The 23,230-nt window shown below is 47.4% G+C and carries 26 protein-coding genes; 13 read left to right on the top strand and 13 right to left on the bottom strand.

The annotated features are described in order from the left end of the window. Positions 1-117: 117 nt before the first annotated feature. The gene (locus LRY47_RS13910) at positions 118-1,281 is read right to left on the bottom strand and encodes a sensor domain-containing diguanylate cyclase (RefSeq protein WP_295226463.1); all 1,164 of its coding nucleotides are present in this window, start codon (positions 1,279-1,281) and stop codon (positions 118-120) included. A gap of 210 nt (positions 1,282-1,491) precedes the next feature. Between LRY47_RS13910 and LRY47_RS13905 the strand changes: the two genes are divergently transcribed. The 5 genes from LRY47_RS13905 to gltA all read left to right on the top strand — a co-directional run bounded on the left by LRY47_RS13905 (position 1,492) and on the right by gltA (position 5,780). Continuing rightward, a complete protein-coding gene (locus tag LRY47_RS13905) occupies positions 1,492-2,643 on the top strand; it encodes an iron-containing alcohol dehydrogenase (protein ID WP_295226461.1) in 1,152 nt (383 codons plus the stop codon). A gap of 128 nt (positions 2,644-2,771) precedes the next feature. Beyond that, a complete protein-coding gene (locus LRY47_RS13900) occupies positions 2,772-2,999 on the top strand; it encodes a DUF1456 family protein (RefSeq protein WP_295226459.1) in 228 nt (75 codons plus the stop codon). Beyond that, positions 2,989-3,207, top strand: a complete 219-nt coding sequence (locus tag LRY47_RS13895) for a DUF1456 family protein (protein WP_295226458.1) — start codon at positions 2,989-2,991, stop codon at positions 3,205-3,207. The genes LRY47_RS13900 and LRY47_RS13895 overlap by 11 nt, the downstream gene beginning before the upstream one ends. A 234-nt stretch (positions 3,208-3,441) precedes the next feature. Next, positions 3,442-4,296, top strand: coding sequence for a sulfide/dihydroorotate dehydrogenase-like FAD/NAD-binding protein (locus LRY47_RS13890; RefSeq protein ID WP_295226456.1), 855 nt, complete (start codon positions 3,442-3,444; stop codon positions 4,294-4,296). Further along, positions 4,296-5,780 carry an NADPH-dependent glutamate synthase gene (gltA, locus tag LRY47_RS13885; RefSeq protein WP_295226454.1) on the top strand — a complete coding sequence of 495 codons (1,485 nt, stop codon included), beginning with the start codon at positions 4,296-4,298 and terminating at the stop codon, positions 5,778-5,780. Before LRY47_RS13890 ends, gltA begins: the two co-directional genes overlap by 1 nt. 86 nt (positions 5,781-5,866) lie before the next feature. Here the strand turns inward: gltA and LRY47_RS13880 are convergent, their stop codons facing one another. After that, positions 5,867-7,027: a metallophosphoesterase gene (locus LRY47_RS13880; protein WP_295226452.1), complete on the bottom strand. Its 1,161-nt coding sequence runs from the start codon at positions 7,025-7,027 to the stop codon at positions 5,867-5,869. Positions 7,028-7,116: 89 nt separating this feature from the next. On the opposite strand from LRY47_RS13880, the gene LRY47_RS13875 reads away from it, so the two are divergent. Together LRY47_RS13875 and LRY47_RS13870 are read left to right on the top strand one after the other, a co-directional pair. Then, positions 7,117-7,320, top strand: coding sequence for a 4Fe-4S binding protein (locus LRY47_RS13875; RefSeq protein ID WP_295226450.1), 204 nt, complete (start codon positions 7,117-7,119; stop codon positions 7,318-7,320). Next, a complete protein-coding gene (locus LRY47_RS13870; RefSeq protein WP_295226448.1) occupies positions 7,321-8,079 on the top strand; it encodes a class I SAM-dependent methyltransferase in 759 nt (252 codons plus the stop codon). Here the strand turns inward: LRY47_RS13870 and LRY47_RS13865 are convergent, their stop codons facing one another. Further along, positions 8,080-8,322, bottom strand: a complete 243-nt coding sequence (locus LRY47_RS13865) for a GSU3529 family protein (protein ID WP_295226446.1) — start codon at positions 8,320-8,322, stop codon at positions 8,080-8,082. A 130-nt stretch (positions 8,323-8,452) separates the two neighbouring features. Between LRY47_RS13865 and LRY47_RS13860 the strand changes: the two genes are divergently transcribed. Together LRY47_RS13860 and LRY47_RS13855 are read left to right on the top strand one after the other, a co-directional pair. Beyond that, the gene (locus LRY47_RS13860) at positions 8,453-9,505 is read left to right on the top strand and encodes an NADH:flavin oxidoreductase/NADH oxidase (protein ID WP_295226445.1); all 1,053 of its coding nucleotides are present in this window, start codon (positions 8,453-8,455) and stop codon (positions 9,503-9,505) included. Further along, positions 9,502-10,650 (top strand): MFS transporter, encoded by a 1,149-nt coding sequence (locus LRY47_RS13855; protein WP_295226443.1) that lies wholly within the window; start codon positions 9,502-9,504, stop codon positions 10,648-10,650. Before LRY47_RS13860 ends, LRY47_RS13855 begins: the two co-directional genes overlap by 4 nt. Before the next feature lie 3 nt (positions 10,651-10,653). On the opposite strand, the gene LRY47_RS13850 is transcribed toward LRY47_RS13855, so the two are convergent. The 8 genes from LRY47_RS13850 to LRY47_RS13815 all read right to left on the bottom strand — a co-directional run bounded on the left by LRY47_RS13850 (position 10,654) and on the right by LRY47_RS13815 (position 15,967). Next, positions 10,654-11,034, bottom strand: a complete 381-nt coding sequence (locus LRY47_RS13850; RefSeq protein ID WP_295226441.1) for a toxin-antitoxin system HicB family antitoxin — start codon at positions 11,032-11,034, stop codon at positions 10,654-10,656. A 1-nt stretch (position 11,035) separates the two neighbouring features. Next, positions 11,036-11,272: a type II toxin-antitoxin system HicA family toxin gene (locus LRY47_RS13845; RefSeq protein WP_295226438.1), complete on the bottom strand. Its 237-nt coding sequence runs from the start codon at positions 11,270-11,272 to the stop codon at positions 11,036-11,038. Positions 11,273-11,362: 90 nt separating this feature from the next. Continuing rightward, positions 11,363-11,491 carry a CcmD family protein gene (locus tag LRY47_RS13840; protein ID WP_295226436.1) on the bottom strand — a complete coding sequence of 43 codons (129 nt, stop codon included), beginning with the start codon at positions 11,489-11,491 and terminating at the stop codon, positions 11,363-11,365. Then, positions 11,484-12,152, bottom strand: a complete 669-nt coding sequence (gene ccsA, locus LRY47_RS13835; RefSeq protein ID WP_295226434.1) for a cytochrome c biogenesis protein CcsA — start codon at positions 12,150-12,152, stop codon at positions 11,484-11,486. Before ccsA ends, LRY47_RS13840 begins: the two co-directional genes overlap by 8 nt. Position 12,153: 1 nt before the next feature. Continuing rightward, a complete protein-coding gene (locus LRY47_RS13830) occupies positions 12,154-12,831 on the bottom strand; it encodes a heme exporter protein CcmB (RefSeq protein WP_295226432.1) in 678 nt (225 codons plus the stop codon). After that, positions 12,828-13,538 (bottom strand): ABC transporter ATP-binding protein, encoded by a 711-nt coding sequence (locus LRY47_RS13825; RefSeq protein WP_295226430.1) that lies wholly within the window; start codon positions 13,536-13,538, stop codon positions 12,828-12,830. The genes LRY47_RS13830 and LRY47_RS13825 overlap by 4 nt, the downstream gene beginning before the upstream one ends. Further along, positions 13,531-15,447 carry a heme lyase CcmF/NrfE family subunit gene (locus LRY47_RS13820; RefSeq protein WP_295226428.1) on the bottom strand — a complete coding sequence of 639 codons (1,917 nt, stop codon included), beginning with the start codon at positions 15,445-15,447 and terminating at the stop codon, positions 13,531-13,533. Before LRY47_RS13820 ends, LRY47_RS13825 begins: the two co-directional genes overlap by 8 nt. Before the next feature lie 106 nt (positions 15,448-15,553). Further along, on the bottom strand, positions 15,554-15,967 hold the full coding sequence (locus tag LRY47_RS13815; protein WP_295226426.1) for a cytochrome c maturation protein CcmE: 414 nt from the start codon (positions 15,965-15,967) through the stop codon (positions 15,554-15,556). 86 nt (positions 15,968-16,053) lie between these two features. Here LRY47_RS13815 and LRY47_RS13810 point away from each other — a divergent pair, with 86 nt between their 5' ends. Further along, positions 16,054-16,794: a cytochrome c biogenesis protein CcdA gene (locus LRY47_RS13810; protein ID WP_295226424.1), complete on the top strand. Its 741-nt coding sequence runs from the start codon at positions 16,054-16,056 to the stop codon at positions 16,792-16,794. A gap of 92 nt (positions 16,795-16,886) precedes the next feature. Continuing rightward, positions 16,887-17,147 (top strand): hypothetical protein, encoded by a 261-nt coding sequence (locus LRY47_RS13805; RefSeq protein WP_295226422.1) that lies wholly within the window; start codon positions 16,887-16,889, stop codon positions 17,145-17,147. 170 nt (positions 17,148-17,317) lie between these two features. On the opposite strand, the gene LRY47_RS13800 is transcribed toward LRY47_RS13805, so the two are convergent. Then, the gene (locus tag LRY47_RS13800) at positions 17,318-18,526 is read right to left on the bottom strand and encodes a type II secretion system F family protein (protein ID WP_295226420.1); all 1,209 of its coding nucleotides are present in this window, start codon (positions 18,524-18,526) and stop codon (positions 17,318-17,320) included. Further along, a complete protein-coding gene (locus tag LRY47_RS13795) occupies positions 18,526-20,196 on the bottom strand; it encodes a GspE/PulE family protein (protein ID WP_295226418.1) in 1,671 nt (556 codons plus the stop codon). Before LRY47_RS13795 ends, LRY47_RS13800 begins: the two co-directional genes overlap by 1 nt. A gap of 131 nt (positions 20,197-20,327) precedes the next feature. Between LRY47_RS13795 and LRY47_RS13790 the strand changes: the two genes are divergently transcribed. After that, on the top strand, positions 20,328-22,043 hold the full coding sequence (locus LRY47_RS13790; protein WP_295226416.1) for a proline--tRNA ligase: 1,716 nt from the start codon (positions 20,328-20,330) through the stop codon (positions 22,041-22,043). Between the two features lie 107 nt (positions 22,044-22,150). Beyond that, positions 22,151-23,071 carry a peptidoglycan DD-metalloendopeptidase family protein gene (locus tag LRY47_RS13785; protein ID WP_295226414.1) on the top strand — a complete coding sequence of 307 codons (921 nt, stop codon included), beginning with the start codon at positions 22,151-22,153 and terminating at the stop codon, positions 23,069-23,071. The last annotated feature ends 159 nt before the right edge of the window (positions 23,072-23,230 follow it).

Raw genomic sequence — 23,230 nt, 5'->3', positions numbered from 1 at the left:
TTTTTCGGTCTTCATCTCTTTGGCAAAAATGCTTGCCAGTTCATCAATCTTCTTCTGATCCATGTGCAATTACTCCTATATATTTCTAACGGATTAATCGCACTTACACAATTTTATTTACAGGGTCATATCCACTGCATCTCTAAGGTTTGCGTTGGGAAGAAGTATAACGAACTCCTCGCCGCCGATGCGTGCGAAGATATCGTCCTTACGAAGATGTTTCGTAACAGTGGCGGCAACCATAACAAGCACTTTGTCGCCGATGGAATGACCGTACCTGTCGTTAATCTTTTTGAAAAAATCTATGTCGAACATGGCGGCGGAAAGCTCCGAACCGTCTTTTCTGCTCTTCGCTATCAGCTGCGCCCCTTTCTCCTCGAAATATCGTCTGTTGAAAAGACCTGTCAGCGGATCGGTGGTTGCGAGCATTTTAAGCACTTTATTGGCGTTTTTAAGCTGAACCTCAACCTCGTGTTTTGACGTCATGTCGCAGAAAGCTATTACAACACCGCTGACATTTTCTCCATCCTTTATGGGGGTTGCAATGGCACGCACCGGAAATTTTTCACCGTTCTTTTTGAACAGCCATGTTGTCTCTTCCGCACGGGTATTTTTCGACAGTGAACGGTGGATTATACAGTCGCTCCTTTCGTAAACACTGCCGTCCTCATGGTGGTGGTGAAACAGGGCATGGGTCTCTCTGCCTATTACCTCATGCTCTTCATAGCCGAGTATGCTCAGTGCCTCGTGGTTTATGAACGTACAGTTTCCTTGAAGGTCAACGCCGTAAAGCCCTTCGCCGATGCTGTTAAATATAAGCTCGCGCTCTTTCAGCCGCTCCATCTCATACATCTCTCTGCGCAGTTCCTCTTCCGCCTGAACGAGCCGCGTAACATCTATCACAAGAACTGTGACTCCGGCTATATTACCGTTGTCATAAACAGGCTGATACCTGTCTTCCCAGAATTTACCGCCGTAAATCTCTATTTCTGTAAAACTTTCACCGGAAAGCGCTCTGTCAAAATTATTCTTCGCACATTCTTTTTCATTTGGTCTCTGAATGTAATCCAGCATGCAGGCGCCAAGTTCGATATCGCAGTTCCAAATTGCTTTCATAGCATTCTTGTGACTGAGGGAAAAGGACGTGTATCTGTAATCCCTGTCCAGAGCAAAAATAACGACCCCGTCAGGATCATTCATCAGCGAACGGAGCAGCAGTATATCGTTTTCTGATACTGAAAAACCGGTATTGTTTTTTGGTGTGGCTCCGCCTGCTTTCATAACACACCTCAATAAGATAAAAATAGTCTGCTTGTTAATTAATATTATACTAACATAAAAATTAATCAAGTTGTCATGAGTTTAAAATTTAACAAAGCGGTATTTTTCACAACATGGTTTTGTAGGATTGTGCAAACATTTTGCATAAACCACACTTACAATATTCACTCCTTTGACTATATTCTCTATTCAGATAACTCGGAGGGATAAATGACCACATTCGACAATTTCAATTATTACAACCCCACGCGGATAATTTTCGGCAAAGATACCATCGGTTCGCTGTCAACTCTCATACCCAAAGACAAAAGAGTTCTCTTTATTTACGGCGGCGGCTCCATAAAAAACAACGGAGTTTACACGCAGGTGTCAGAGGCAATGAAAGAACATACCTGCTTTGAGTTTTCAGGCGTTGAGGCAAACCCGCACTTTGAAACACTGAACAAGGCAGTTCAGCTCGTTCGCGAAAACAATATTGACTTTATCCTTGCAGTCGGCGGCGGCTCTGTAATAGACGGCGCGAAATATGTTGCGGCGGCAGCGCTTTATGACGGCGACGGATGGGACATTCTCGAATGGAAGCACATAGTTAAAAAAGCACTGCCCATCGGTGCCGTGCTGACACTTCCCGCCACCGGCTCCGAATCCAACGGCGGTTCTGTTATAACAAAAGCGGAAACTCACGAAAAACGCTTTTTCAAATCCGAAGCAGTTTATCCTGTGTTCGCAATAATGAACTATACGGTAATGACAACACTGAGCGACAGACAGCTTGCAAACGGTATGGTGGACACATTCGTACATACTACCGAACAATACCTGACCTTCCCCACCGACGGTATGGTACAGGAAGGATATGCGGAAGCTCTCCTTCGCAACGTTGCGGCACTGGCAAAGGACTGGGAAAACAGACGCACGGAAAGCTGGCAGAAAAACCTTATGTGGACGTCAAATCAGGCGCTCAACGGGCTTATCGGACTCGGCGTTCCGCAGGACTGGGCAACCCACATGATAGGACACGAACTCACCGCCATCTACGGGCTTGACCACGGGCAGACCCTTGCTATCATCCTTCCCGCAGTTCTGCGCCAGATGAGACTGCAAAAGTCAAAAAAACTTCTGAAAATGGGCAGAAACGTCTTCGGACTGGAAGGCGCCGCTCTGACAGAAGAAAATACCATTAATAAGATAGAAGAACTTTTCCGCAGTATAGGTGTTAAGCTGACTCTGACCGAATACGGTATAAAAGCCGATGTGGAAGCTGTCGTGAACGCACTGAAAAGCCACGGCATGACAGCCCTTGGCGAAACTGGAGCCATCACTCCCGACGTTTCCGCCTGTATACTGCAAAGAGCGCTTTAATAATAAAAAGAAAATCCCTCCAAACCTCCCTTTATTAAAGGGAGGCTTACGCCCTCCTTTGCCAAAGGAGGGTCGGGGTGGATTTATATTCCCATTGTTTTTATTTCATGAATATGTAATATACCTCCATGAATAATAATGACATATTCCGCCGTATCCGCTACGCAATGAATCTTAACGACAACAAAATACTGAAAATACTGGATATGGGCGGGCATCCCATAAAACGCGAAGACATCCCTGGTCTCATGTCCAAAGAGGAAGACGAGAACTATCAGGAAACTTCTGATGAGCTTCTGAACGCTTTTCTTGACGGCTTCATAACATTTAAAAGGGGCGCGAAAGATGCTAAATAACGACATAGTGAAAAAACTGCGCGTTGCGCTTGAGCTTAAAGATACTGACATCATCGAAATTTTTGAAATGGGTGGAGCGAAAGTTACAAAATCAGAGGTCTCCGCATATTTCCGCAGACCCGACCACCGCAATTTTCAGGCGCTCGGCGACCAGCATATGAGGAAATTTCTCAACGGACTCACAAAAAAATATCGCGACCAAAACTGACCTGATCTGAACATATTCAAACACGGTTTTACACAACCATTCCAAAAAACCTTTTTCAAGCCCACAGCTATTTACAAATATCTGTTTTGAACCATATTAAAGAATATCATATTCTATATTCAGAAATTAAAACACTATTAGGCGGAACACACCTGCACTGCGGTCATAAACATCTTGCATTTAAAGAAAAATTGCATGAAATTAGCTCTTTCCGACTAACAGATGAGGTAAGCAATGAGCAAAGTATTAAAGAAAACTCAGCTTTCGCGCGACGTATTTCAGCTTGTGCTTGAAGCACCTGAAATAGCGAGAGAGAGACGTGCCGGACAGTTCGTCATTTTGCAGGCGGACAGTGATTACAGCGAGAGGATTCCCCTCACCATTGCCGACGCCGACGAAACGGCCGGCAGCATTACCGTTATCTTTCAGGTGGTTGGCAAATCCACCCTGAAACTGGCGCAGCTTAATGCGGGAGATGTTGTGGAGAATGTTCTGGGACCGTTGGGCATGCCCACCCACATTGAAAAGGTCGGCACGGTTGTTTGTGTCGGCGGCGGTATCGGCGTTGCACCCATGCACCCCATCGCACAGGCGATGAAAAAGGCAGGGAACAAAGTTATAATCATCATGGGAGCCAGAACAAAGGAACTTCTTATCCTTGAGGACGAGATGCGCGCCATAGCGGACGAATTCATCGTCTGCACAGACGACGGTTCATACGGACGCAAAGACCTTGTTACAGCGCCCCTGAAAGAGATATGCGAGAAGGGCGGCGTAGACCTTGCTGTCGCCATCGGTCCCGCGATAATGATGAAATTCTGCGCCGAGACCACACGTCCTTTCGGCGTTAAAACTTTCGCATCCCTTAACACCATAATGGTGGACGGCACCGGAATGTGCGGCGGATGCCGCGTTACCGTGGGCGGCAAAACAAAATTCGTCTGTGTTGACGGACCGGAGTTTGACGCACACGAGGTGGATTTTGACAACATGATGCTCCGCCAGCGTTCATACAAACCGCAGGAACAGGATGCAAACCACAGATGCCGTCTTCAGGAGGCGGTGGAACAACTTCAGGAGCAGAAATAATGTCATACATACCCGCAGAAGAGTTGCGCAAAGAGGCGCAGGAACTCGTTAACAATATAGATTTCTCTGCACTTAAACCAAAGGACAGGCTTGCCATCCCCATGCAGGAGATGCCCGCACAGGAACCCGCAGTGCGCGCGAAAAACATTCAGGAAGTGGCGATAGGCTACTTTGAGGAACAGGTCAAACTTGAAGCAGAAAGATGCCTCCAGTGCAAAAACGCACCCTGCATAAAGGGATGTCCCGTGGCGATCGACATTCCCGGTTTCATCAAAGCGGCAGCAGAGGGCGATTATCAGAAATCAGTGAACATAATCAAAAAGAACAGTATGCTCCCCGCCATCTGCGGACGTGTATGCCCTCAGGAAACTCAATGCATGGCGGAATGTACCGTGGGCAAATCGCTCAAAGATATGGATAAATCAGTGGCAATCGGACGTATCGAACGTTTCGTTGCAGACTGGGAACGCGAACAGGGCAAAATGTCTCTGCCGGAGATAGCACCCGCCACAGGCAAAAAAGTAGCCGTCATCGGTTCAGGTCCCGCAGGGCTCACGGCTGCGGCGGATGTGCGCAAAGCAGGGCATGAGGTTGTGCTTTTCGAGGCTTTCCACAAGCTCGGCGGCGTTATGATCTACGGTATCCCTGAGTTCCGTCTGCCTAAGGTAATCCTTGACAAAGAGATAGATAACCTCCTTTCAATGGGGGTAACCATTAAAAAGAACTTCCTCGTGGGTCGCACCAGAAAACTTTCCGACCTGCTTGAGAAGGACGGATTTGACGCTGTATTCGTGGGAACAGGCGCCGGACTTCCCAACTTCATGAACATTGAGGGCGAAGGACTGGTGGGCGTTTCATCCGCAAACGAGTTCCTCACCCGCGCAAACCTTATGAAAGCCTACACTCCCGACAAGGCGGACACCCCTATATTTACAGGTAAAAAGACAGCTGTTGTGGGTGGCGGTAACGTTGCAATGGATGCGGCTCGTATGGCTCTGCGTGTTGGAGCGGAAGAGGTTTATGTCATCTACCGCAGAACGGAAAAAGAGATGCCGGCAAGACGTGAGGAGATAGCTCACGCAAAAGAGGAAGGTATCACTTTCCTTTTCCTCACAAACCCGAAACGCATCTTGGGCGACAAGGACGGCAAAGTCACAGGTATCGAATGTCTGAAATATGAACTGGGCGAACCCGACGATTCCGGCAGGCGCAAACCTGTGGAGATCAAAGGCAGTGAGTTCGTTCTGGAGATGGACAGCGTTATCATGGCGCTTGGCAACTCATCCAACCCGCTCATAAGCCAGACAACACCCGAGATAAACGTTAACAAATGGGGCAACATCCTTGCGAACGACGACCAGAAAACGTCAATGGAAAGGGTATACGCAGGCGGAGACATAGTTCTCGGCGCGGCTACGGTCATTCTTGCCATGGGCGAAGGACGCAAAGCGGCAGAATCAATAAATAATCTTTTGGCTGAATAAATTCAGACTGCTTCGTCGCAAAGCTCCTCGCAGAGACAACTATACGTCTTCGCGAGGAGCGTCAGCGACGCGGCGATCTATTCTCTTCATGCTTTATGCAGTGTCAGAAGGGTTATCTCCGAAGGAACTCCGGCGCGCATGGGCGGTCCCCAGTATCCCGTTCCGGTATTCACATACACCCACATATCTTCATGGCGGTTAAGTCCTTTGTAATATTTCTGAAAGAAAGGTATCAGCAGGCTGAACGGAAAATACTGCCCTGCGTGGGTATGCCCCGAAAGCTGTAAATTCACACCAGCTTTATAAGCCTCTGCATAGCTGTTGGGCTGGTGGGCGAGAAGTATCTTGGTCATGCTTTCAGGCACTCCGTCGAAAGCTTTTTTCGGGCTTGATGCATGCAGTGCGCCATAGTTTCTGGTTGAGTAATCGCTCACCCCGCCAAGCGCTATCTCCGCACCGTCCACGTTTATTTTTTCATGTTTGTTTATCAGCGGTTTCGCACCCATCTTCTCAAATTCCTCAACCCAGCCGACGGCATCCCAGTAATATTCGTGGTTGCCTGTGACATAGTAAACGCCGTATTTCGATTTAAGTTCGGCTATGGGAGCTATGTCCTTTTTGAGGTCTTTGACGTGCCCGTCTGCAAAGTCACCTGTCAGAGCCACAACATCTGCATCCAGCAAGTTCACACGGTTGACCACAGTCTGCGCGAACCTGCGCCCTATGGTGGGTCCGACGTGCAGATCCGAAATCTGCGCTATGCGAAACCCCTCGAACTGCTCCGGAAGGTCTTTGATAGGCACCTTCACCTCTTTAACATTCGGTTCAGCGTGCGCCTGCCCTATTCCAAGCACCGTGGAGCCGACGGTCAGCACGCCCAGCGTGAGAAGTACGCGCCGCTCCATATCAACTGCATCGGTGGGCGGTGCTATGAAACGCCACACCATAGCGCCGATATCAGTTATAATGCCGTATGCCGCCAGAAGCGTAACCATGCCGAAAACAGTGTATGAAACCCAGTTTACGGCTATGAACAGCCATGCCATACCCAGCTCGCTCTTAAGACGCGGCAGAAACATTCTGTCGCCAAGAGGTGCGAGCAGTTCCAGCATAAATATCAGCACGACAACCGACCATGCAACCGCATAATGCTCTTTTGCCCATTGCCATCTGGTTATTATTCTTGAAAACGCGTAAACGTTCATTATTGCAAAAATACTGATGAATATAATAAATCTAAGGTTCATCTCTCCCTCTCGTTAATCAATCGTTTATTTAAACCTGTGCCGTTTCTGTTCTTATTGCAAGAACATATTTAAGTTGTATACAATAACAGATGGGGAACGTTAAAGTTCATGTAATAACAGAAAAATGCAAAGGCTGCGGCGCATGTGTCACCCACTGCCCCACAGGTGCAATTCTGCTTTACACTGACAAAACGAACAGAAAAGTTATAGTCATCAGAACAGAAACGTGCATCGGATGCGGTGAATGTATACCTTTCTGCCGATACGGTGCGCTTATTTTTAAGGGGGAATAAATGGAACATCTCGGACACGGCGAACAGAAAGAATTCTGGAACAAAAAGGCACAGGAGTTTCCCAGATACGAAAACAGAGAGGGAAACTATGAGCTTGGCATCCTTGACCGCATACGGAAAATGGGTGTGGATTTCAAAGGCAAAACAGTCATCGACGCAGGATGCGGAACGGGCATGTATTCTCTGCACATAGCGCAGGAGGCGAAATCCGTTCTCGGAATTGACATCTCCGACGATATGCTTCGGTTTCTGAACGAGGATGCCGCCGCAAACGGCATTAAAAACATTACAACAGTGCGTTCTGACTGGAACGAATATAAACCGGACAGAACGTTCGATATCGCATTCTGCACCATGTCCCCTGCACTTCGCGCCTCTGACGCAAGGAAAAAACTCAACGACTGCGCAACGGAATGTGTCGTCTATATGGGGTTCGACGGACTGCGTTCCTCTGACGTGCTTGAACATCTCTGCCCGATATTCGGCATAACCCCTAAAAACTTCTGCGATGCACACAAAATGCGCGCATGGCTTGAGGAGAACGGCATAGCGTACAAATGCGAAAATGTCGAAGGTGAATGGAAGCACACAAAATCTCTGGAAGACCTCACCGAAAGCTCAATGAACATGCTCATGGCATATGACGTTCCGATAGACAGAGACGCCGTCAGGACAAATCTCGAAAAATTCGGAAACGCTGACGGAAGTTACACCGAAACAGTTAAATACAGAAGCGCCATAATCGTATGGAATAAATAATCATCCCACTTTAAACAGTTTGGCGACGCACTGCTCAATGTCTCTTGTACTGGAAAAAAGATTTCCGCAGCCTACGTCGCCGAACGGTTCGTAATTTTCCAGATGATCTATCAATTCGCGGATAAGTTCCGGATCCGAGTTTTTACTTTCGCATATGAATCTGATACTGGCAAACAGCGTATCCGGAAGATCCTGTTCGTTTGAAGCCCTAAGAGCTTCCTGAAGAAGTTTTTCATATATCATTTCATCACCTCGTCTGCACTTTCGTTTATAACATTGCGAAGCAGTGCCGCGCAATCCCAAAAAAAGCTCTTGAGAATTATACCGGACAGGTACTATTGTTAGTATATTATTTTATTATTGGAGGATGCTTATGTCAGAATTATTTAAACCTGTCTCACTGAACGGCGTCACTCTCCGCAACCGCGTGGTTATCCCCCCGATGTGTCAATACAGCGCAAGCGAAGGACTCCCGAACGACTGGCACCTTGTCCATTACGGATCAATGGCAGCGGGGGGTGCAGGCGCAGTCATTATAGAAGCTACAGCAATCACACCCGAAGGGCGCATAAGCCCCTACGACCTCGGTCTGTGGAACGATACACAGGCGGACAGGTTCGCCCGCATCTTTTCATTTATCGAGTCACAGGGAGCCGTACCAGCAGTGCAGATAGCACACGCGGGCAGAAAGGCATGCACCGACAAACCGTGGCTCGGCGGCAAACCTCTTAAGGACTGGACAAACCTTTTTGCACCCAGCGCCATACCCTTTGACGAAAATTCCCAGACGCCTTCGGCTCTGACCGTTTCTCACATACACGAGCTTACTGAAAAATTCGCAGAATCAGCGATGCGTGCCGTGCGAGCGGGAGCGCAGATAGTTGAACTGCACGCCGCCCACGGATACCTTCTGAGCGAGTTCATCTCTCCGATTTCCAATAAACGAGAGGACGAATACGGCGGCAGCCTTGAAAACAGGGCGCGCTTTCTCATAGAAACAGTTAAATCGGTGCAGTCTGCCATTGGCACAAGCGTACCGATATCCGTTCGTATCAGCGCTACGGACTGGCTTCCCGACGGACAGCAGCCGGAAGATTCCGTTAAGCTGGTAAACATGCTTAAGCCTCTTGGCGTGGCTTTGATAGATGTCTCCACAGCAGGAGTGGCAATAGCAAAAATCCCCGCAGGACCCGGATTTCAGGTGCCTTTCGCAGAAAAGATAAAAAAAGAGACCGGAATGACAACATCAGCAGTAGGACTCATAACTGAACCTCAGCACGCCGAAAACATTATTGCCGAGGGTAAAGCCGATATAGTTATGATAGGCAGAGGACATCTGCAAAACCATCAGTGGGCTATACACGCCGCAAAAGCGCTTGGAGCTGAAGCACCCATTCCGCCGCAATACCTGCGAAGCTACAGATGAAACAGAGCAGAGAATTTCTTATCCTGCTGTTCGCAACGGTGATGACCATATCGTCGCTGTATGCCCCACAGCCTGTTCAGCCGCTCATTGCGGAGGAATTCGGTCTGACCATGTCGCAGGCGTCACTTCTGACCACAGCCACAATGGTTCCCCTTGCAGTTGCGCCAGTATTTTACGGATACATACTTGAATCTGTCTCAGCAGGTCGCGTTCTGCTGTTTTCGCTGGCGTTTCTCTCTGTCTGCCAGTTTATGTTCTTCTTCTCAAACACCTTCTATCTGCTGGTTGGCGTGCGCTTTTTACAGGGATGCGCAATCCCAGCAGTTCTGACAGGCATCATGACCTATATCGCCGACACTTCTGAAAAGAGCAACGTTCAAAAGAACATGGCGCTTTACATTTCCGCCACGATATTCGGAGGTTTTGCCGGACGTTTCTTTTCCGGTCTGATAGCACACTACGCAGGATGGAGAGCAATGTTCCTGATATTGGGAGTAAGCCTAGCGCTTGCAGTTTATCTCATCAGAACCCTTCCTGAAAACAGGGCGACACTGGCAAAAATGAACCCCCACGCCGCAATGGAGATACTTTCACAGCGGCTATTCACTATGATATATATCATGATATTCTTCATGTTCTTCATGTTCGCCGCAGTGCTTAATTTCGTGCCCTTCCGCCTGCGCCAGATCGACCCGAACTCAGGTGAAATGGTCATAGGTATCATGTACACAGGATACATAATGGGCATAATGATGTCCGTTAACGTCATGAAGATAATCAAATATCTCGGTTCGGAACTGCGTACCGTATTTGTGGGGCTGACAAGTTTTGTGCTTTCTCTGATTCTGTTCGTGTCCGGCGACACACGGCTCATGTTCCTCGGAATGTTCGTATTCTGTGCCAGCATGTTCCTCGCGCATACTGCCGCAGCTGGCTATGTGAATAAGATAACTGACAAACACAAAGGTGTCACCAACGGACTCTATGTAGCTTTCTACTACGCAGGAGGAGCATTAGGCTCCGTTCTGCCGGGTCTTATCTATGAAGATTTCGGATGGCACAGCTTCATCCTGCTTCTGGGTGTACTCATGACATCGGCAATACTCATGGGAAGATTCATTCTCAGGGGATATATGAAAAGATAGAAGTCAGGCAGTTTCCTTCTTTTTTTCATGTTTTACAAGATTTTCAGCTAGCAGGGAGGACGCAAGAAGATTTAAACTGACGCCCTCTTTCTTGGCTGTCTGAATAAGTTTTTTATGCAGGCTTTTGGGAACTCTTACGACAAATTTACCACTGTATTCCTTCTCCATGGATTCGGGAAGCGGTATTTCAAAGCCATGCTCAAGTGCTGCTGAAAGCCAGCCCTCTTTAGCTTCCTCTATCATACTGTAAGCCTCTTCAACAGTGTCCCCTTCGGAAAAACAGCCTTCAAGCTCCTTTATCTGAACGAAGTAAGACCCCTCTTCGCATGGAGTTATCTCAACTGTGTATGGAAGATTCATATAGTATTTTATGTCTTTTTTCATATTATTCACCAATTCTCAGAAGTTTTATTATGTGCTTCACATAAACGTCCTTAACATAAGGACGTTTAAAGGGAACAGTGATTATTTTCTGCTCTCCCTCTTTGACATAGACAAAGTGGCTGCTACCGCCCTTTGGCTGTCTGGGTATATATCCATAAAATTGTAATAGTTTGTCCAAATCACTGAACTTGACCTTTTGGGGACTGTTTATAATTTTCTGGATATCCTTTTCTTTCATAATGATACTATATGTGATACTAGATAAATATTCAACAGAAAAGAGTTTGAAAAGAAGCTGCCCCCGAAAGGAGGCAGCCGTGTTAATTGACTATTTGTTTTCCAGTGATTCAACCCTTGTTTCAAGGTTGTTCAGACGTGAGCCGAGGCTGAAAAAATATGCCCCGAGAAGTACGAAGATAACTGTATAACCTGCGAAAAGATATCCGAAATTAGCCATTGTTCTCTCCTAAAGCATCAATTCTTCTTGCGAGTGACGCGATGCGCACTCTTTTAAGCATCATAGCGGCATAAAGCACCGAAAATGCGAGGATAGCGAAAAGCATCGCTTTCAGCATGTCGGGGTGCAGCCCGCCGCCGCCCTTCTGTACCACGTTGGGGTGAATGGTTCTCCACCAGCGGATGGAAAAGAAGACTATCGGTACGTCGATGAAACCGATGATACCTATTGCAGCCGCAAACTTGGCTCTCTTGTCCGCCTCTTCGATGAATTTGCGGAGCATGATATAACCTGCATAGATGAACCACAGTATTGTCGTTGTGGTAAGACGGGGGTCCCACGTCCACCATACGCCCCAGATGGGTCGCGCCCAGATGGGTCCAGTTATAAGCACTATCGTACAGAACATGATGCCTATCTCGGCGGAGCTTTCAGCAATGTCGTCGAACAGAAAGTTCTGCTTGACCAGAAACAGGATGCTGAAAACAAACGTCACAAAGAAAGCGAAAAAAGCTATCCATGCTGACGCAACGTGGAAATAGAAAATCTTCTGCACGGCGCCCATCACCCTTTCCATAGGTGCAAACATGAATGCCATGTAAAGCCCCGCCACGATAAGCAGTATCGCGGCGATATCCAGAAACTTTTGTAACTTCTTCATATCAATCCTCTACAATGAAATCGAAAACAGCAAAGACCACTACCGTAAAGATAGCATCAAAAGCCGCAAGAAGCTGCAGCCATTTTGACGCATCCGCCGGATCGTGTCCCAGAATGTATATATTCAGCGCCTGAACGGACGACAGAATTATCGGAACTATGATGGGCAGAAGCAGAAGGGGAAGCATGACCTCCCTCGTTCTGGTGTTCACGGAAATGATTGAAAACAGAGTGCCGAGTATGGCAAATCCGTATGTACCTAAAAAGAAAATCACAACCGGCATAGCGCCGTATGCGAAGATGTTTACGTTATAAAGAACCATGAACAGCGGAATGGTGAATATCTCCACCATAGCGATAAAGATGAAATTGCTGACAGCCTTGCCGAAAAATATGGCACTGCGGTCAACGGGAGCCAGAAGCAGGGCGGAAAAGTTGCCGCCTGTCACTTCGCTCATCATGGATTTGTTAAGCCCAAGAATCCCCGCGAAGACGAAAGACATCCAGAGGATACCGCCCACGACCTCGTTTTTGAACTGGGAACCGGGTTCAAAGATAAAGCTGAAAACAACCACCGTAAGCACGGAGAAAAGGAGCATGGAAACCACTATCTCCCTCGATTTCAGCTCGTGCAGAACGTCCTTGCGGACGATGGCGGATATTGTATTGAGATATTTCATCTGCTCACCGCCTCTATGTAACGCTCGTCGAACTCCTGAACGCTTATTTTCGCCTTTTCCTCGTTGAAAACAAGCTGACCGCCCTTTATTATGGCAAGTCTGGAAGCCGCGTCATAGCCCTGTTTCATGTTGTGGGTGACCATGACGATGGTTTTCTGTTCGCCGAAAAGCTCCATAAGGATGCGCGTGAGTATATCGGAAGCGTGGGTGTCAAGTCCGGTGTACGGCTCGTCGAGAACGACTATCTCAGGGTCGTGCAGAAGCGCTCTTGTTATGGAAAGGCGCTGGAGCATACCGCGTGAATAGCCGCGAACCTTGTCGTTTCTGCGTTTATAAAGCTCAACCTTCTCCAGAAGCACCTTTATGCGTTCGTCTATGTTCTGTACGTCGTACATTCTCGCATAGAATCGCAGGTTTTCAAGCGCCGTCAGCTCGCTGTAAAGGAAAGGCAGGTGCGAAATGACGCCGAATCGGCTGCGGAAGCTGTCCTGTAATTTGTTGAGTGGTGTATTTTCGTAAAGGATCTGTCCGCTTGTGGGCGGAGTCATTGTGCAGAGGAGTTTCAGAAAGGTGGATTTACCCGCGCCGTTGGGTCCGAAAACGCTGACAAATTCGCCTTTATTAAGGGAAACGGACACATCCCGCAATGCGTGGATGTGTCCGTATTTTTTATTTACTTTCTTAAACTCTACGAGAGTTTCAGACATTCTTCTTTTTCCTGCCTGAAATGCTGTAAAGTCCGCCGAGAACCATCACGATACAGCCTATCCATATCCATGCGATAAACGGCTGGAACACAGCCTGAATTCCGACGTAGTTCTCAACCTTTGAATAGCTGGCGAGTATCAGGTAAAGGTCGCCGTGAAGTTTTGAGCTGATGGCAACCTCTGCGAAAGCCTGCTCGTTCTTCTCATAAAAGCGTCTTTCGGGTGCAAGCGTCATAAGTTCTTTGCCGTTCTTGTAAACGGTCACGGGTGCATACACGGAAACGTAGTTCTGCATCTCGTTTGCCTGAAGCTGACCCACCTGAAGAGTGTATCCGCTGAATTCGAATTTTTCGCCGGGTGCAACGGTAACGTCTTTCTTATCGTTATAGAAGGATGAAGCCACGATGCCGTATGCCATCATGACAACGCCTATGTGGACGATAAGACCGCCGTAGTATCTTCTGTTTGAAAGCAGAACTTTTGTTCCGCCTTTCTTAACAGTTGTGAATATTGACACGAGAATGGATACCAGCGAAAACGTGGTGAATCCGAGCAGAAGCACAGGAAGCACCTGTTTGTGTCCTGTGGCAACAAGAGCCGCCATAGCCGCTATCATAGCAACTGTTGAGGGAGCGAGCTTTTTGATAAGCTCTTTTCTGTCCATTTTTCCGTAGTGCAGAAGCGGAGCTATACCGCCTGCCAGAAGGATAAGCACGAAGAAAGGTGCGGAAACCCTGTTGAAATAAGGGATACCCACAGTGATCTTATCGGGCATAACCAGACCGGAAATAATGGGCATCATGGTTCCCACTGCGATAACTATTGTAAGTCCGAGGAACAGCCAGTTCGCAAGGAAGAACATTCCGTCTCTTGAAAAGAAGCTGAAATGATGCTCTTCTTTGTCCGAAAGTTCTTTAAGCATAGGGAACAGATATTTAAGGAATATTCCCGATGTTATGATGATAAACGCGAGGAAGAAATATCCCAGCGAAGATTTAGCAAATGAGTGTACGGAATCAAGAACACCGCTTCTGGTGATAAACGTTCCGAACAGGCAGAGCTGGAAAGAGATGAGCGCAAGCATATGCGTCCATATTTTCAGTTTGCCGCGTCTTTCATATATCATTGCGGAGTGAAGCAGAGCAGTTGATGTTATCCAGGGAAGCAGAGACGCGTTTTCAACCGGATCCCATGCCCAGTATCCGCCCCAGCCAAGCTCAACGTATGCCCATTCACCGCCGAGAACGATACCGATGGTAAGGAATATCCATGTGATAACTGTCCACTTGCGTGTATCAATCGCCCAGTTTGCAGATGAGTCCTTATTAACAAGCGCCGCAAAAGCGTGTCCGACGGTTATTGTGTATCCCACATAACCGAGGAAAAGGGTGGGCGGGTGATAGAGCATACCCGGGTTTTGCAGCAGAGGGTTCATACCCATACCGTCTGCCGGAAAGAAATCCAGTTCCGCAAAAGGGTTTGTAACGAAAATAGTGAGTATCAGGAAAAAGGTGGATGTCAGCGATGCCACCGCGAGAACGGCAGTTCTGTATTTTGTGTCATAGTTTTTCGTGCGGAAAATCTCTATGACGGCAAAAACAGCGACAAGCCAGCCCCAGAAAAGGAGCGAACCCGCCTGTCCTGCCCACCAGCCGCTAATTTTATAGACAAAAGGAAGTTTCGAGTCCGTGTACTGCGCGACGTATTCCATTTTGAAATAGCCGGTCGCCAGCGCATAGACCAGAACGCAGGATGCCAGAGAAAAGGCAACCAGCTGACCGATCATTATTGAGTCCGCAAGCTTTGCCGTGGACTTGTTTTGGGTCTGCATAGCGTAAACATACATTACGAAGGCAGCAAAGCCTGAAAGCAGACCGAGAATCTGAAATAAATTACCTAACTGTCCCATAATTCTCCCTTATAAATTTGAATAAAGCACGCCCTTATCTTTTAAACGGGCATATGCAAACAATAAAAATTATCGTTCACACAGCAGTCTAAACAGAGACAGGTGATTATGATTTTTGTTCAACATCCGCTTCATATTTTGACGGACATTTTGTCAAAACTGTGGCGGCGTTGAAAACCTGTTTTTCAGGGTCATATTTTCCTTCAACAATAACGTGGATGTCCTCTTTAAAGGTGTCGGGGATGATCCCGTGATATTCCACTTTCATCGTGTCAGGCTTACCTTGTATATCCTGAATTGTGAAAAGAAGATACTGATTTTTATAGTCCTGCGTAACGGTACCGGGCAAAACGTTGCCTGTGATTCTCATGCCCTTTGTATTATATTTTTCAGGGTTATGAGTAACTTCGTGAACCTCAAGATAGTAAACGCTCTCCTGCTTGAAACTGGACATGAACAGCCAGCCGACAACGCCGACGAACACAACCCCAGCAAGAATAAACTTATACGATTTCTTCATTATGACCTCTTTCAGCTTTTATAAAGCTTAGACTATGATGTTAAAAAAAAGTTGCATAATCAAGTAGAAATTTGTAAATATTGCATATGGACAATGTTTCTTTTTATACGGCGTTCCTTGCGGGCGTACTTTCCTTTTTGTCACCATGCGTTTTGCCTCTTCTCCCCGGATATCTCTCTTTTATGTCCGGCGAATCCATAGAGACCCTCACATCCGGCGATAAAAAGACGGCTAGACTGAAAGTCTTTCTCGGTGCAGTGTTTTTTGGTTTGGGTTTCATGCTGGTGTTCATTTTACTCGGTGCCGGCGCAACCAAAATAGGCATGTTTTTAAAAGAGTATAAGCTCATAATCGGAAGAGCTGCGGGTGTGGTTATCATCATACTCGGTCTGCACATGACAGGCATCTTCCGTATCAATAAACTGATGATGCACAAGAAATGGCACTACAGTTCAAAAAAAGGCGCGCCTTTTTTCGTTAATGCGTTTCTTCTGGGCGTGGCATTCGTTTTCGGCTGGACACCCTGCATAGGTCCCATCCTCGCGGGCATCCTGTCACTCGCCGCGGCAAAAGAGACCGTCTCCAGCGGCATCCTGCTCCTTGCTGTTTTCGGCTTCGGGCTTTGGATACCATTTCTGCTTTCGGCAATGGCTGTGGGCTTTGTATTCTCCACCGTGAGAAAGGCGGGCAGACTTGTCATGGCTGTGGAAAAGATATCCGGCGCACTGCTTATCATCATCGGTATTCTGATGGTGACCGACAGCATGCAGACCGTCAGCATATTCCTTTTCAGGGTATTCCCCGCACTGGGCAATATTAATTATTAGAGACTGCTTCTTCGCTACGCTTTTCTGATACAACACAACAACACTGTTGCATTTGGTTGCATTATGCAATATTTTATAGTCAGAGGTGAACTATGGCGCATGCGATAAGAATTTCTGAAGAAATAGTTGATTCAGCTAAGATTAAATCAAAAGTTGAAAACCGCTCCATTGGCGGACAGATTGAATATTGGGCAAAAATTGGCAAGATAGCAGAGGAAAATCCTGATTTTAATTTCAGCATGATAAAGGATTTGCTAGTTGCACTTGAAGAAGCAAAACAGGGCGAGCTGGAAGAGTATAAGTTTGGGGAAGGAGCAGCACAGATTGCTTCGTCACTCCGCTCCTCGCAATGACCGCATTTGACATCGGTTTTTAGAACCGAGCAGTTCGAGGCGTGCGAGAAAAAATATGCGCAGTGTACGTTTTTGTACATGAGCAATATTTTTTTGAGAACAACGAAGAAATGCGAAGGTTATAAAAGCCGACCAAGCTGACGCAGTAATGCGCCGCAGATAAACGGCGACTAAGTGGGCATGCTGGAGATGAGGGTAAATATGGGTCCCATCAATCCTATCATAATGACAAGCATAAACAGCCCCACAACACCTATGACTATAGGCTCTATCATCTTTGAAATATTCTGTGCGATGGTGTCGACCTTATAATAATAGTATTCAGCAACGTTGCCAAGCTGGTTGTCAAGGTTTCCTGTCTGCTCCCCTATCCCCACCATTCTGGTGATTATCTTCGGATACATCTTCTGTTCCGCCAGAGCGGCAGAAAAAGACCGACCGCCTGCTATCATATCCCGTGCCGCAGCTATTGAGCGTTTATAAACAAGATTCGGAAGGCTCTCTTCCATTATGTTCAGCGCGGAATAAAGCGGCAGTCCCGCAGAAATCATCAGCCTGATATATTCTGCTATAAAAGCGTAATTGTAATTTTTAACTATCACGCCGAAAACAGGCAAACGTGTTATTATCCTGTCGGTGACAAACCTGTATTCCTCAACCTTTCTGCGCAGGATGCCGTTCAGGGTGATAACACCGAAAACAACCAGCGCCACCAGAATTATGTAGTTTTCCAGAAATCCCGAAAGTCCCATGATGAATCTTGTTGTCGGCGGAAGCTCTATGTTGAAAGATTTGAATGCCTCTATCATCTTCGGCATGACAACCACAAGCCAGAAGACCATCACGCCTATCATGGCGACGAAAGCAAACGAAGGGTAGATAAGTGCCGATTTTGTCTTTGTTTTAAGGTCGGATATCTTTTTAAGGTGTTCGGCGGCATTTTTGAGTGTGTTGTCAAGCTGTCCTGTCTCCTCGCCGATGCGCACGAGGTTCACCACCATTCCGGTGAATACTTTTTCATATTTCGACATGGCGCGGGAAAAGGTCATCCCCGTCTGTATGCGGTAGCTCATATCGTTGAGCATATCCGCCATTGCAGGGTTTTCGCTGTCAGCCGCAAGATCCATCAGACCGGAATTCACAGGCAGACCGGATTTCACTATCATGTGCAGGTTGTCTATTATCTCCACCACTTCGGCTGTCTGTATCTTCTTCTTTCTGTTCAGAAACCTTGCGTATGACGGCAGTTTGGCGACCCCGATGACGTTTGAGCCGAGGCTTGAGACATAACCGTTTATGTCGGCATCGCTTTCAACCTCTATTATTTTAGACGTTACTCTGCCGGTGTGATCCAGAAACCTTATTCTGTATACCTGCATTAAAGCGCAACCCTCAGAATCTCTTCGGGGGTGGTGATACCTTTCATCATTTTAAGCAACCCCGCTTCAAGTATCGGTATCATACCGGATTCCACCGCCTTTGTATAGATCTTCAAAGGCGACGCACCCGCCACGATGAGATCACCGACCTCGTCGGTTATCTCCAGCAGTTCGCTTATAACGCCCCTGCCGGAATATCCCGTTCCTTTGCACATTTCGCATCCGTCGCCGCGCATGTATTTAACGTCGTATTCTGGAGTGATACCGTTGCGTGCGAGCATCTCTTCCGGAATACCCATCCTGATAAGCTCCGAACCCTTTATCACTGCCTCTTTGCGGCAGAAGATGCAGACCTTGCGCACGAGTCTCTGGGCGAGTACCCCGCCCACACCGGATGCTATCATATAATCTTTTATATTCATTTCAAGCAGTCTCGGGATGGCTGTCACTGCATCGTTGGTGTGCAGTGTGGAGAGCACGAGGTGACCTGTTATGGCGGCGCGCATTGCCATTTCGGCTGTCTCTTCGTCCCGCATCTCACCCAGAAGGATAACATCGGGATCCTGACGCAGAAACGCACGCATGGCGCGGGCGAAGGTGTACCCCGCCTTTTCGTTGACCTGCGTCTGCTTTATGAACGGGAATTTATATTCTATAGGATCTTCCGCCGTAAGCACTTTTCTTTGCAGAGAATTTATCTTGCGAAGCGAAGCGTAGAGCGTGGTTGTCTTACCTGAACCCGTGGGACCCGTGACCAGCAGGATACCGTGGGGACGGGCAAGCTGTTTTTCAAGTCTTGCCTGAGTGGATTTTTCAAAGCCGAGGCTGTCGAGGTTGAACAGCGAAACGTTCTTGCTGAGAATCCTCATAACAATGCCTTCGCCGTGTATTGTCGGTATGGAGGAAACCCTTATGTCGAAATTCTCATCGAAAAAAGTGTGGCTCATGGAGCCGTCCTGCGGAAGGCGCTGTTCTGCAATATCCATGTTCGACAGTATCTTTATGCGCGAAGAGAGAGCCATGTGCATTTCGCTCTGAAAAACATAAAAATGGCGGAGTATGCCGTCCACTCTGAAAAAGACGTGGGTCGCCATGCTTTCAGGCGAAATGTGGACGTCGGTTGCGCGGGTTATGATGGCGCTGTTGAGGATATGCTCCAGAAGCTGGGGTATATCTGCGGACGAACCGGACGATGAAAAGCGTTTCACTATCCTGTCGATCTCGTCCTCTATGGGTTTTTCCAGAAGGAAATAGTTTATCTCAATATTTTTAAGGATGGAATCCCTGTCGCAGACGTATATATCGACCTCTTTTCCAGCCTTTCTTTTAAGGATGTCGATGGTGTTGATGTTGAACGGGTCGGCGACGGCAACAACAAGTTTCTCCGGTCTGTTCTCAAGTGGTATTATCTCAAGCTGTTTCGCAACGCTCTTGTCGAAAAGACGCAGAGCATCCTTTGACGGCGGGTGTTCGCTGATGTCCATATAGGGCTTGCCGGACTGCTTCGCAACGACAAGGGCAATCTCTCTGGGCGAAACGAAGGAAAGCTCTATGAGTATCTCGCCGAGCAGTCTGTCTCTTATCTTCTTAACGTCCAGAGCAACCTGAATCTGCTCTTCCGTAACATATCCAAGCTCTTTAAGGAGCTGACCCACTGTTTTTTTAGACATGCTTAAACCTCGGCAACGACAGGTCTTAAAATATATTTCTTCACACGCGCACCGTTATAGAATATGATTAACGCTGGCATCCACAGCCGGATTATGTTATAGATTTTTCTTTTTATCAAGGAGAGATAAAAATGAGATACAGCAGATTTTTCATCCCCACTCTGCGCGAAGTTCCCGCAGAGGCGGAGGTTGTAAGCCATAAACTGATGCTCAGAGCAGGCATGATAAAAAAACTCGCATCTGGTGTTTATAACTACCTGCCGCTGGGACTTATTGTAATCCGTAAGGTTGAGGATATCGTCCGCAGATGCATGAACGAAGCGGGAGCTATCGAGCTTCTTATGCCCTCTGTTCAGCCCGCGGAACTCTGGAAAGAATCGGGACGCTGGAACTATTACGGCAAGGAACTTCTGCGTATAAAAGACCGCCACGACAGAGAATTCTGCTACGGTCCCACACACGAAGAGGTAATCACCGACGTGGTTCGCAGTTTCATCAGCTCATACAAAAACCTGCCTATTAACCTTTATCAGATACAGACAAAATTCCGTGACGAAGTTCGCCCCCGTTTCGGTCTTATGCGCGGACGCGAATTTGTCATGAAAGATGCATACTCGTTCGACATGGACGATGCAGGCGCCAACATCAGCTATGAGAATATGCGTCAGGCATACTGCCGTATTTTCGAGGCGTGCGGACTTAAATATAAGGTCGTCGATGCCGACACAGGCTCCATTGGCGGTTCATTCTCTCACGAATTCATGGTGCTTGCCGATACAGGAGAGGATTTCGTTATAAGCTGCGATTCATGCGACTATTCGGCAAACCTTGAAAAAGCCGTCTGCGTTGACGAATATACAAAATCAGCTGACGAACTGAAACCTTCCGAAGACGTGGAAACGCCCAGGGCAAAAACCGTGGAAGAGGTTGCGGCGTTCCTTAACGTCCCTTCAGCATCCATAGCCAAAACCATGATCGTCCGCGTTGACGAAAAACTCGTGGGCATTATGGTACGCGGAGACCACGAAATGAACATGGCAAAGGTTAAGAACTATTTCAGCGCAACCACAGTTGAGCTTGCAAGCCACGAAGAAATAGAGGAAGCCACCGGCGGTCCCATGGGATTTTCAGGACCAGTCGGCATGAAGGTTCCGGTTTACGGCGACTTTGCCGTTGCCGCCATGGTAAACTACTGCGTGGGTGCAAACCTGAAAGAGACACACACACTGAATGTCAATCACGGCAGAGATTTTGAATTTGCTGACGTTGACGACTTCCGCAACGCAAACCCCGGCGACAAATGCTGTCAGTGCGGCGGAAAGTATGTGATAACAAAAGGTATCGAGGTCGGACACATCTTCAAACTCGGCACAAAATACTCCGCATCAATGAACGCCACTTTCCTTGACAACGAAGGCAAAAGACAGCCCTTCATCATGGGATGCTACGGAATAGGCGTAACCCGCGTCGCAGCATCCGCCATCGAACAGAACCACGACGAAAAAGGCATAGTATGGCCCGTTCAGCTCGCACCATTTAAAGTGTGTGTTGTTCCTCTCGCCGTTAAGGACGAAGAGGTTATGAAAAATGCGGAAGTAATTTACAATACACTGAACCGAATGGGACTTGAACCCATCATAGATGACAGGGACGAACGCGCAGGTGTTAAATTCAATGACGCCGAACTTATCGGTATCCCAGTGCGCATAACAATCGGAAAGAAAACTCTTGAGAAAGGATGCGTCGAAATAACCGTAAGAAAAACCGGAATAACGGAAGAAGTACCCGTTGAGGGTTGCACAGAGCGTGCAGCTGCAATATTACAGGAATTGTCACAAAACTGTTAATAAAAGCACAGCAAGAACTTACGTCTGAAAAGCCTATGTCGGATAATGTCTTGATATAATCGGCAGTTTCAGGTAAAATCAATAATTAAAATTTTAACGGAGGCGGAATGAAGAAGAAGTATACGGTAATGATTTTCGATGAGTCACGACTCGGCGAAGTGAAGACCCGTAAGTTCAGCGGACGTGTCGTTGCCGGTGTTCTTGCCTTCAGCGCCGTTTTTGTCGCTGTCTCATGCGTAGGATTTTACAAACTCAGCCAGCTCCACAAAGAAAAAGCAGTTCTCCTCACATATAAATCAGAAAATGAAAAACTCAAAAATCAGATTGCAGGCTACGAAAACCAGATGGTCGTTATCAACGACAAACTGGCTTCCGTTGTCGAGCTTGAGGAGAAGGTCAGAGGTCTCGCATCTTTCGGGGGCAAAGCTCTCGGCGAAAAGAAACAGCTCGCAATGGGCGGTAAAGAGCTTGACCCGGTGACAGACATAACAAAAGCAAACGAGCAGAAGGACAAGGACTATTTCAAAGACCTTTCCAACACCCTTTCAAGCCTCGGTTCAGACCTTGAAAAAAGAGCCATGAGCCTTACAGAGCTTGCGGATATGCTCGAAAAGCAGAAACTCGTTTTAAGTTCAACACCTTCCATCTGGCCCACAAGCGGCTGGATATCAAGCCGTTTCGGCTACAGAATATCTCCCTTTACAGGAAGACGCGTTTTCCACGAAGGTCTTGACATAGCCGCAAAATACGGCGCACCTGTCCGCGCGGCTGCAAAAGGTACAGTTATCTTCTCCGGACGCAAGAACGGATACGGCAAAATCGTCATAATAGACCACGGATTCGGCTACATGACAAAATACGCTCACAACAGCAATATACTTGTTCATGCGGGACAAAAAGTTTCCAAAGGGGACAGGATAGCTCAGGTGGGCAACACCGGACGAAGCACAGGACCACACGTACACTACGAAGTGCTTGTTAACGGAGTTCCGGTTAATCCGGCGCGCTTCATTCTCGGAGCAAAATAAGACGTCATTATCAAAGCCCGCTTTCAAGCGGGCTCAGATTGTTGACAAACGCCATGTAATTGTAATTATATGGCGTTTTCTGTTATAATCTATTATGCTTAAAGAGACAGAAGACCAATTTCAAACAGAACTTTACCTTAACATAGATGACCTTGTCCC

It is taken from the genome of Seleniivibrio sp. (assembly GCF_021209385.1).
GTDB lineage: Bacteria > Chrysiogenota > Deferribacteres > Deferribacterales > Geovibrionaceae > Seleniivibrio.
This window is presented reverse-complemented; position numbering and strand designations above follow the sequence as displayed.

Coding starts and splice junctions, on each gene's coding strand:
- LRY47_RS13910 (WP_295226463.1), bottom strand. CDS start 1,281: ATGAAAGCAGGCGGAGCCACACCAAAAAACAATACCGGTTTTTCAGTA.
- LRY47_RS13905 (WP_295226461.1), top strand. CDS start 1,492: ATGACCACATTCGACAATTTCAATTATTACAACCCCACGCGGATAATT.
- LRY47_RS13900 (WP_295226459.1), top strand. CDS start 2,772: ATGAATAATAATGACATATTCCGCCGTATCCGCTACGCAATGAATCTT.
- LRY47_RS13895 (WP_295226458.1), top strand. CDS start 2,989: ATGCTAAATAACGACATAGTGAAAAAACTGCGCGTTGCGCTTGAGCTT.
- LRY47_RS13890 (WP_295226456.1), top strand. CDS start 3,442: ATGAGCAAAGTATTAAAGAAAACTCAGCTTTCGCGCGACGTATTTCAG.
- gltA (WP_295226454.1), top strand. CDS start 4,296: ATGTCATACATACCCGCAGAAGAGTTGCGCAAAGAGGCGCAGGAACTC.
- LRY47_RS13880 (WP_295226452.1), bottom strand. CDS start 7,027: ATGAACCTTAGATTTATTATATTCATCAGTATTTTTGCAATAATGAAC.
- LRY47_RS13875 (WP_295226450.1), top strand. CDS start 7,117: ATGGGGAACGTTAAAGTTCATGTAATAACAGAAAAATGCAAAGGCTGC.
- LRY47_RS13870 (WP_295226448.1), top strand. CDS start 7,321: ATGGAACATCTCGGACACGGCGAACAGAAAGAATTCTGGAACAAAAAG.
- LRY47_RS13865 (WP_295226446.1), bottom strand. CDS start 8,322: ATGATATATGAAAAACTTCTTCAGGAAGCTCTTAGGGCTTCAAACGAA.
- LRY47_RS13860 (WP_295226445.1), top strand. CDS start 8,453: ATGTCAGAATTATTTAAACCTGTCTCACTGAACGGCGTCACTCTCCGC.
- LRY47_RS13855 (WP_295226443.1), top strand. CDS start 9,502: ATGAAACAGAGCAGAGAATTTCTTATCCTGCTGTTCGCAACGGTGATG.
- LRY47_RS13850 (WP_295226441.1), bottom strand. CDS start 11,034: ATGAAAAAAGACATAAAATACTATATGAATCTTCCATACACAGTTGAG.
- LRY47_RS13845 (WP_295226438.1), bottom strand. CDS start 11,272: ATGAAAGAAAAGGATATCCAGAAAATTATAAACAGTCCCCAAAAGGTC.
- LRY47_RS13840 (WP_295226436.1), bottom strand. CDS start 11,491: ATGGCTAATTTCGGATATCTTTTCGCAGGTTATACAGTTATCTTCGTA.
- ccsA (WP_295226434.1), bottom strand. CDS start 12,152: ATGAAGAAGTTACAAAAGTTTCTGGATATCGCCGCGATACTGCTTATC.
- LRY47_RS13830 (WP_295226432.1), bottom strand. CDS start 12,831: ATGAAATATCTCAATACAATATCCGCCATCGTCCGCAAGGACGTTCTG.
- LRY47_RS13825 (WP_295226430.1), bottom strand. CDS start 13,538: ATGTCTGAAACTCTCGTAGAGTTTAAGAAAGTAAATAAAAAATACGGA.
- LRY47_RS13820 (WP_295226428.1), bottom strand. CDS start 15,447: ATGGGACAGTTAGGTAATTTATTTCAGATTCTCGGTCTGCTTTCAGGC.
- LRY47_RS13815 (WP_295226426.1), bottom strand. CDS start 15,967: ATGAAGAAATCGTATAAGTTTATTCTTGCTGGGGTTGTGTTCGTCGGC.
- LRY47_RS13810 (WP_295226424.1), top strand. CDS start 16,054: ATGGACAATGTTTCTTTTTATACGGCGTTCCTTGCGGGCGTACTTTCC.
- LRY47_RS13805 (WP_295226422.1), top strand. CDS start 16,887: ATGGCGCATGCGATAAGAATTTCTGAAGAAATAGTTGATTCAGCTAAG.
- LRY47_RS13800 (WP_295226420.1), bottom strand. CDS start 18,526: ATGCAGGTATACAGAATAAGGTTTCTGGATCACACCGGCAGAGTAACG.
- LRY47_RS13795 (WP_295226418.1), bottom strand. CDS start 20,196: ATGTCTAAAAAAACAGTGGGTCAGCTCCTTAAAGAGCTTGGATATGTT.
- LRY47_RS13790 (WP_295226416.1), top strand. CDS start 20,328: ATGAGATACAGCAGATTTTTCATCCCCACTCTGCGCGAAGTTCCCGCA.
- LRY47_RS13785 (WP_295226414.1), top strand. CDS start 22,151: ATGAAGAAGAAGTATACGGTAATGATTTTCGATGAGTCACGACTCGGC.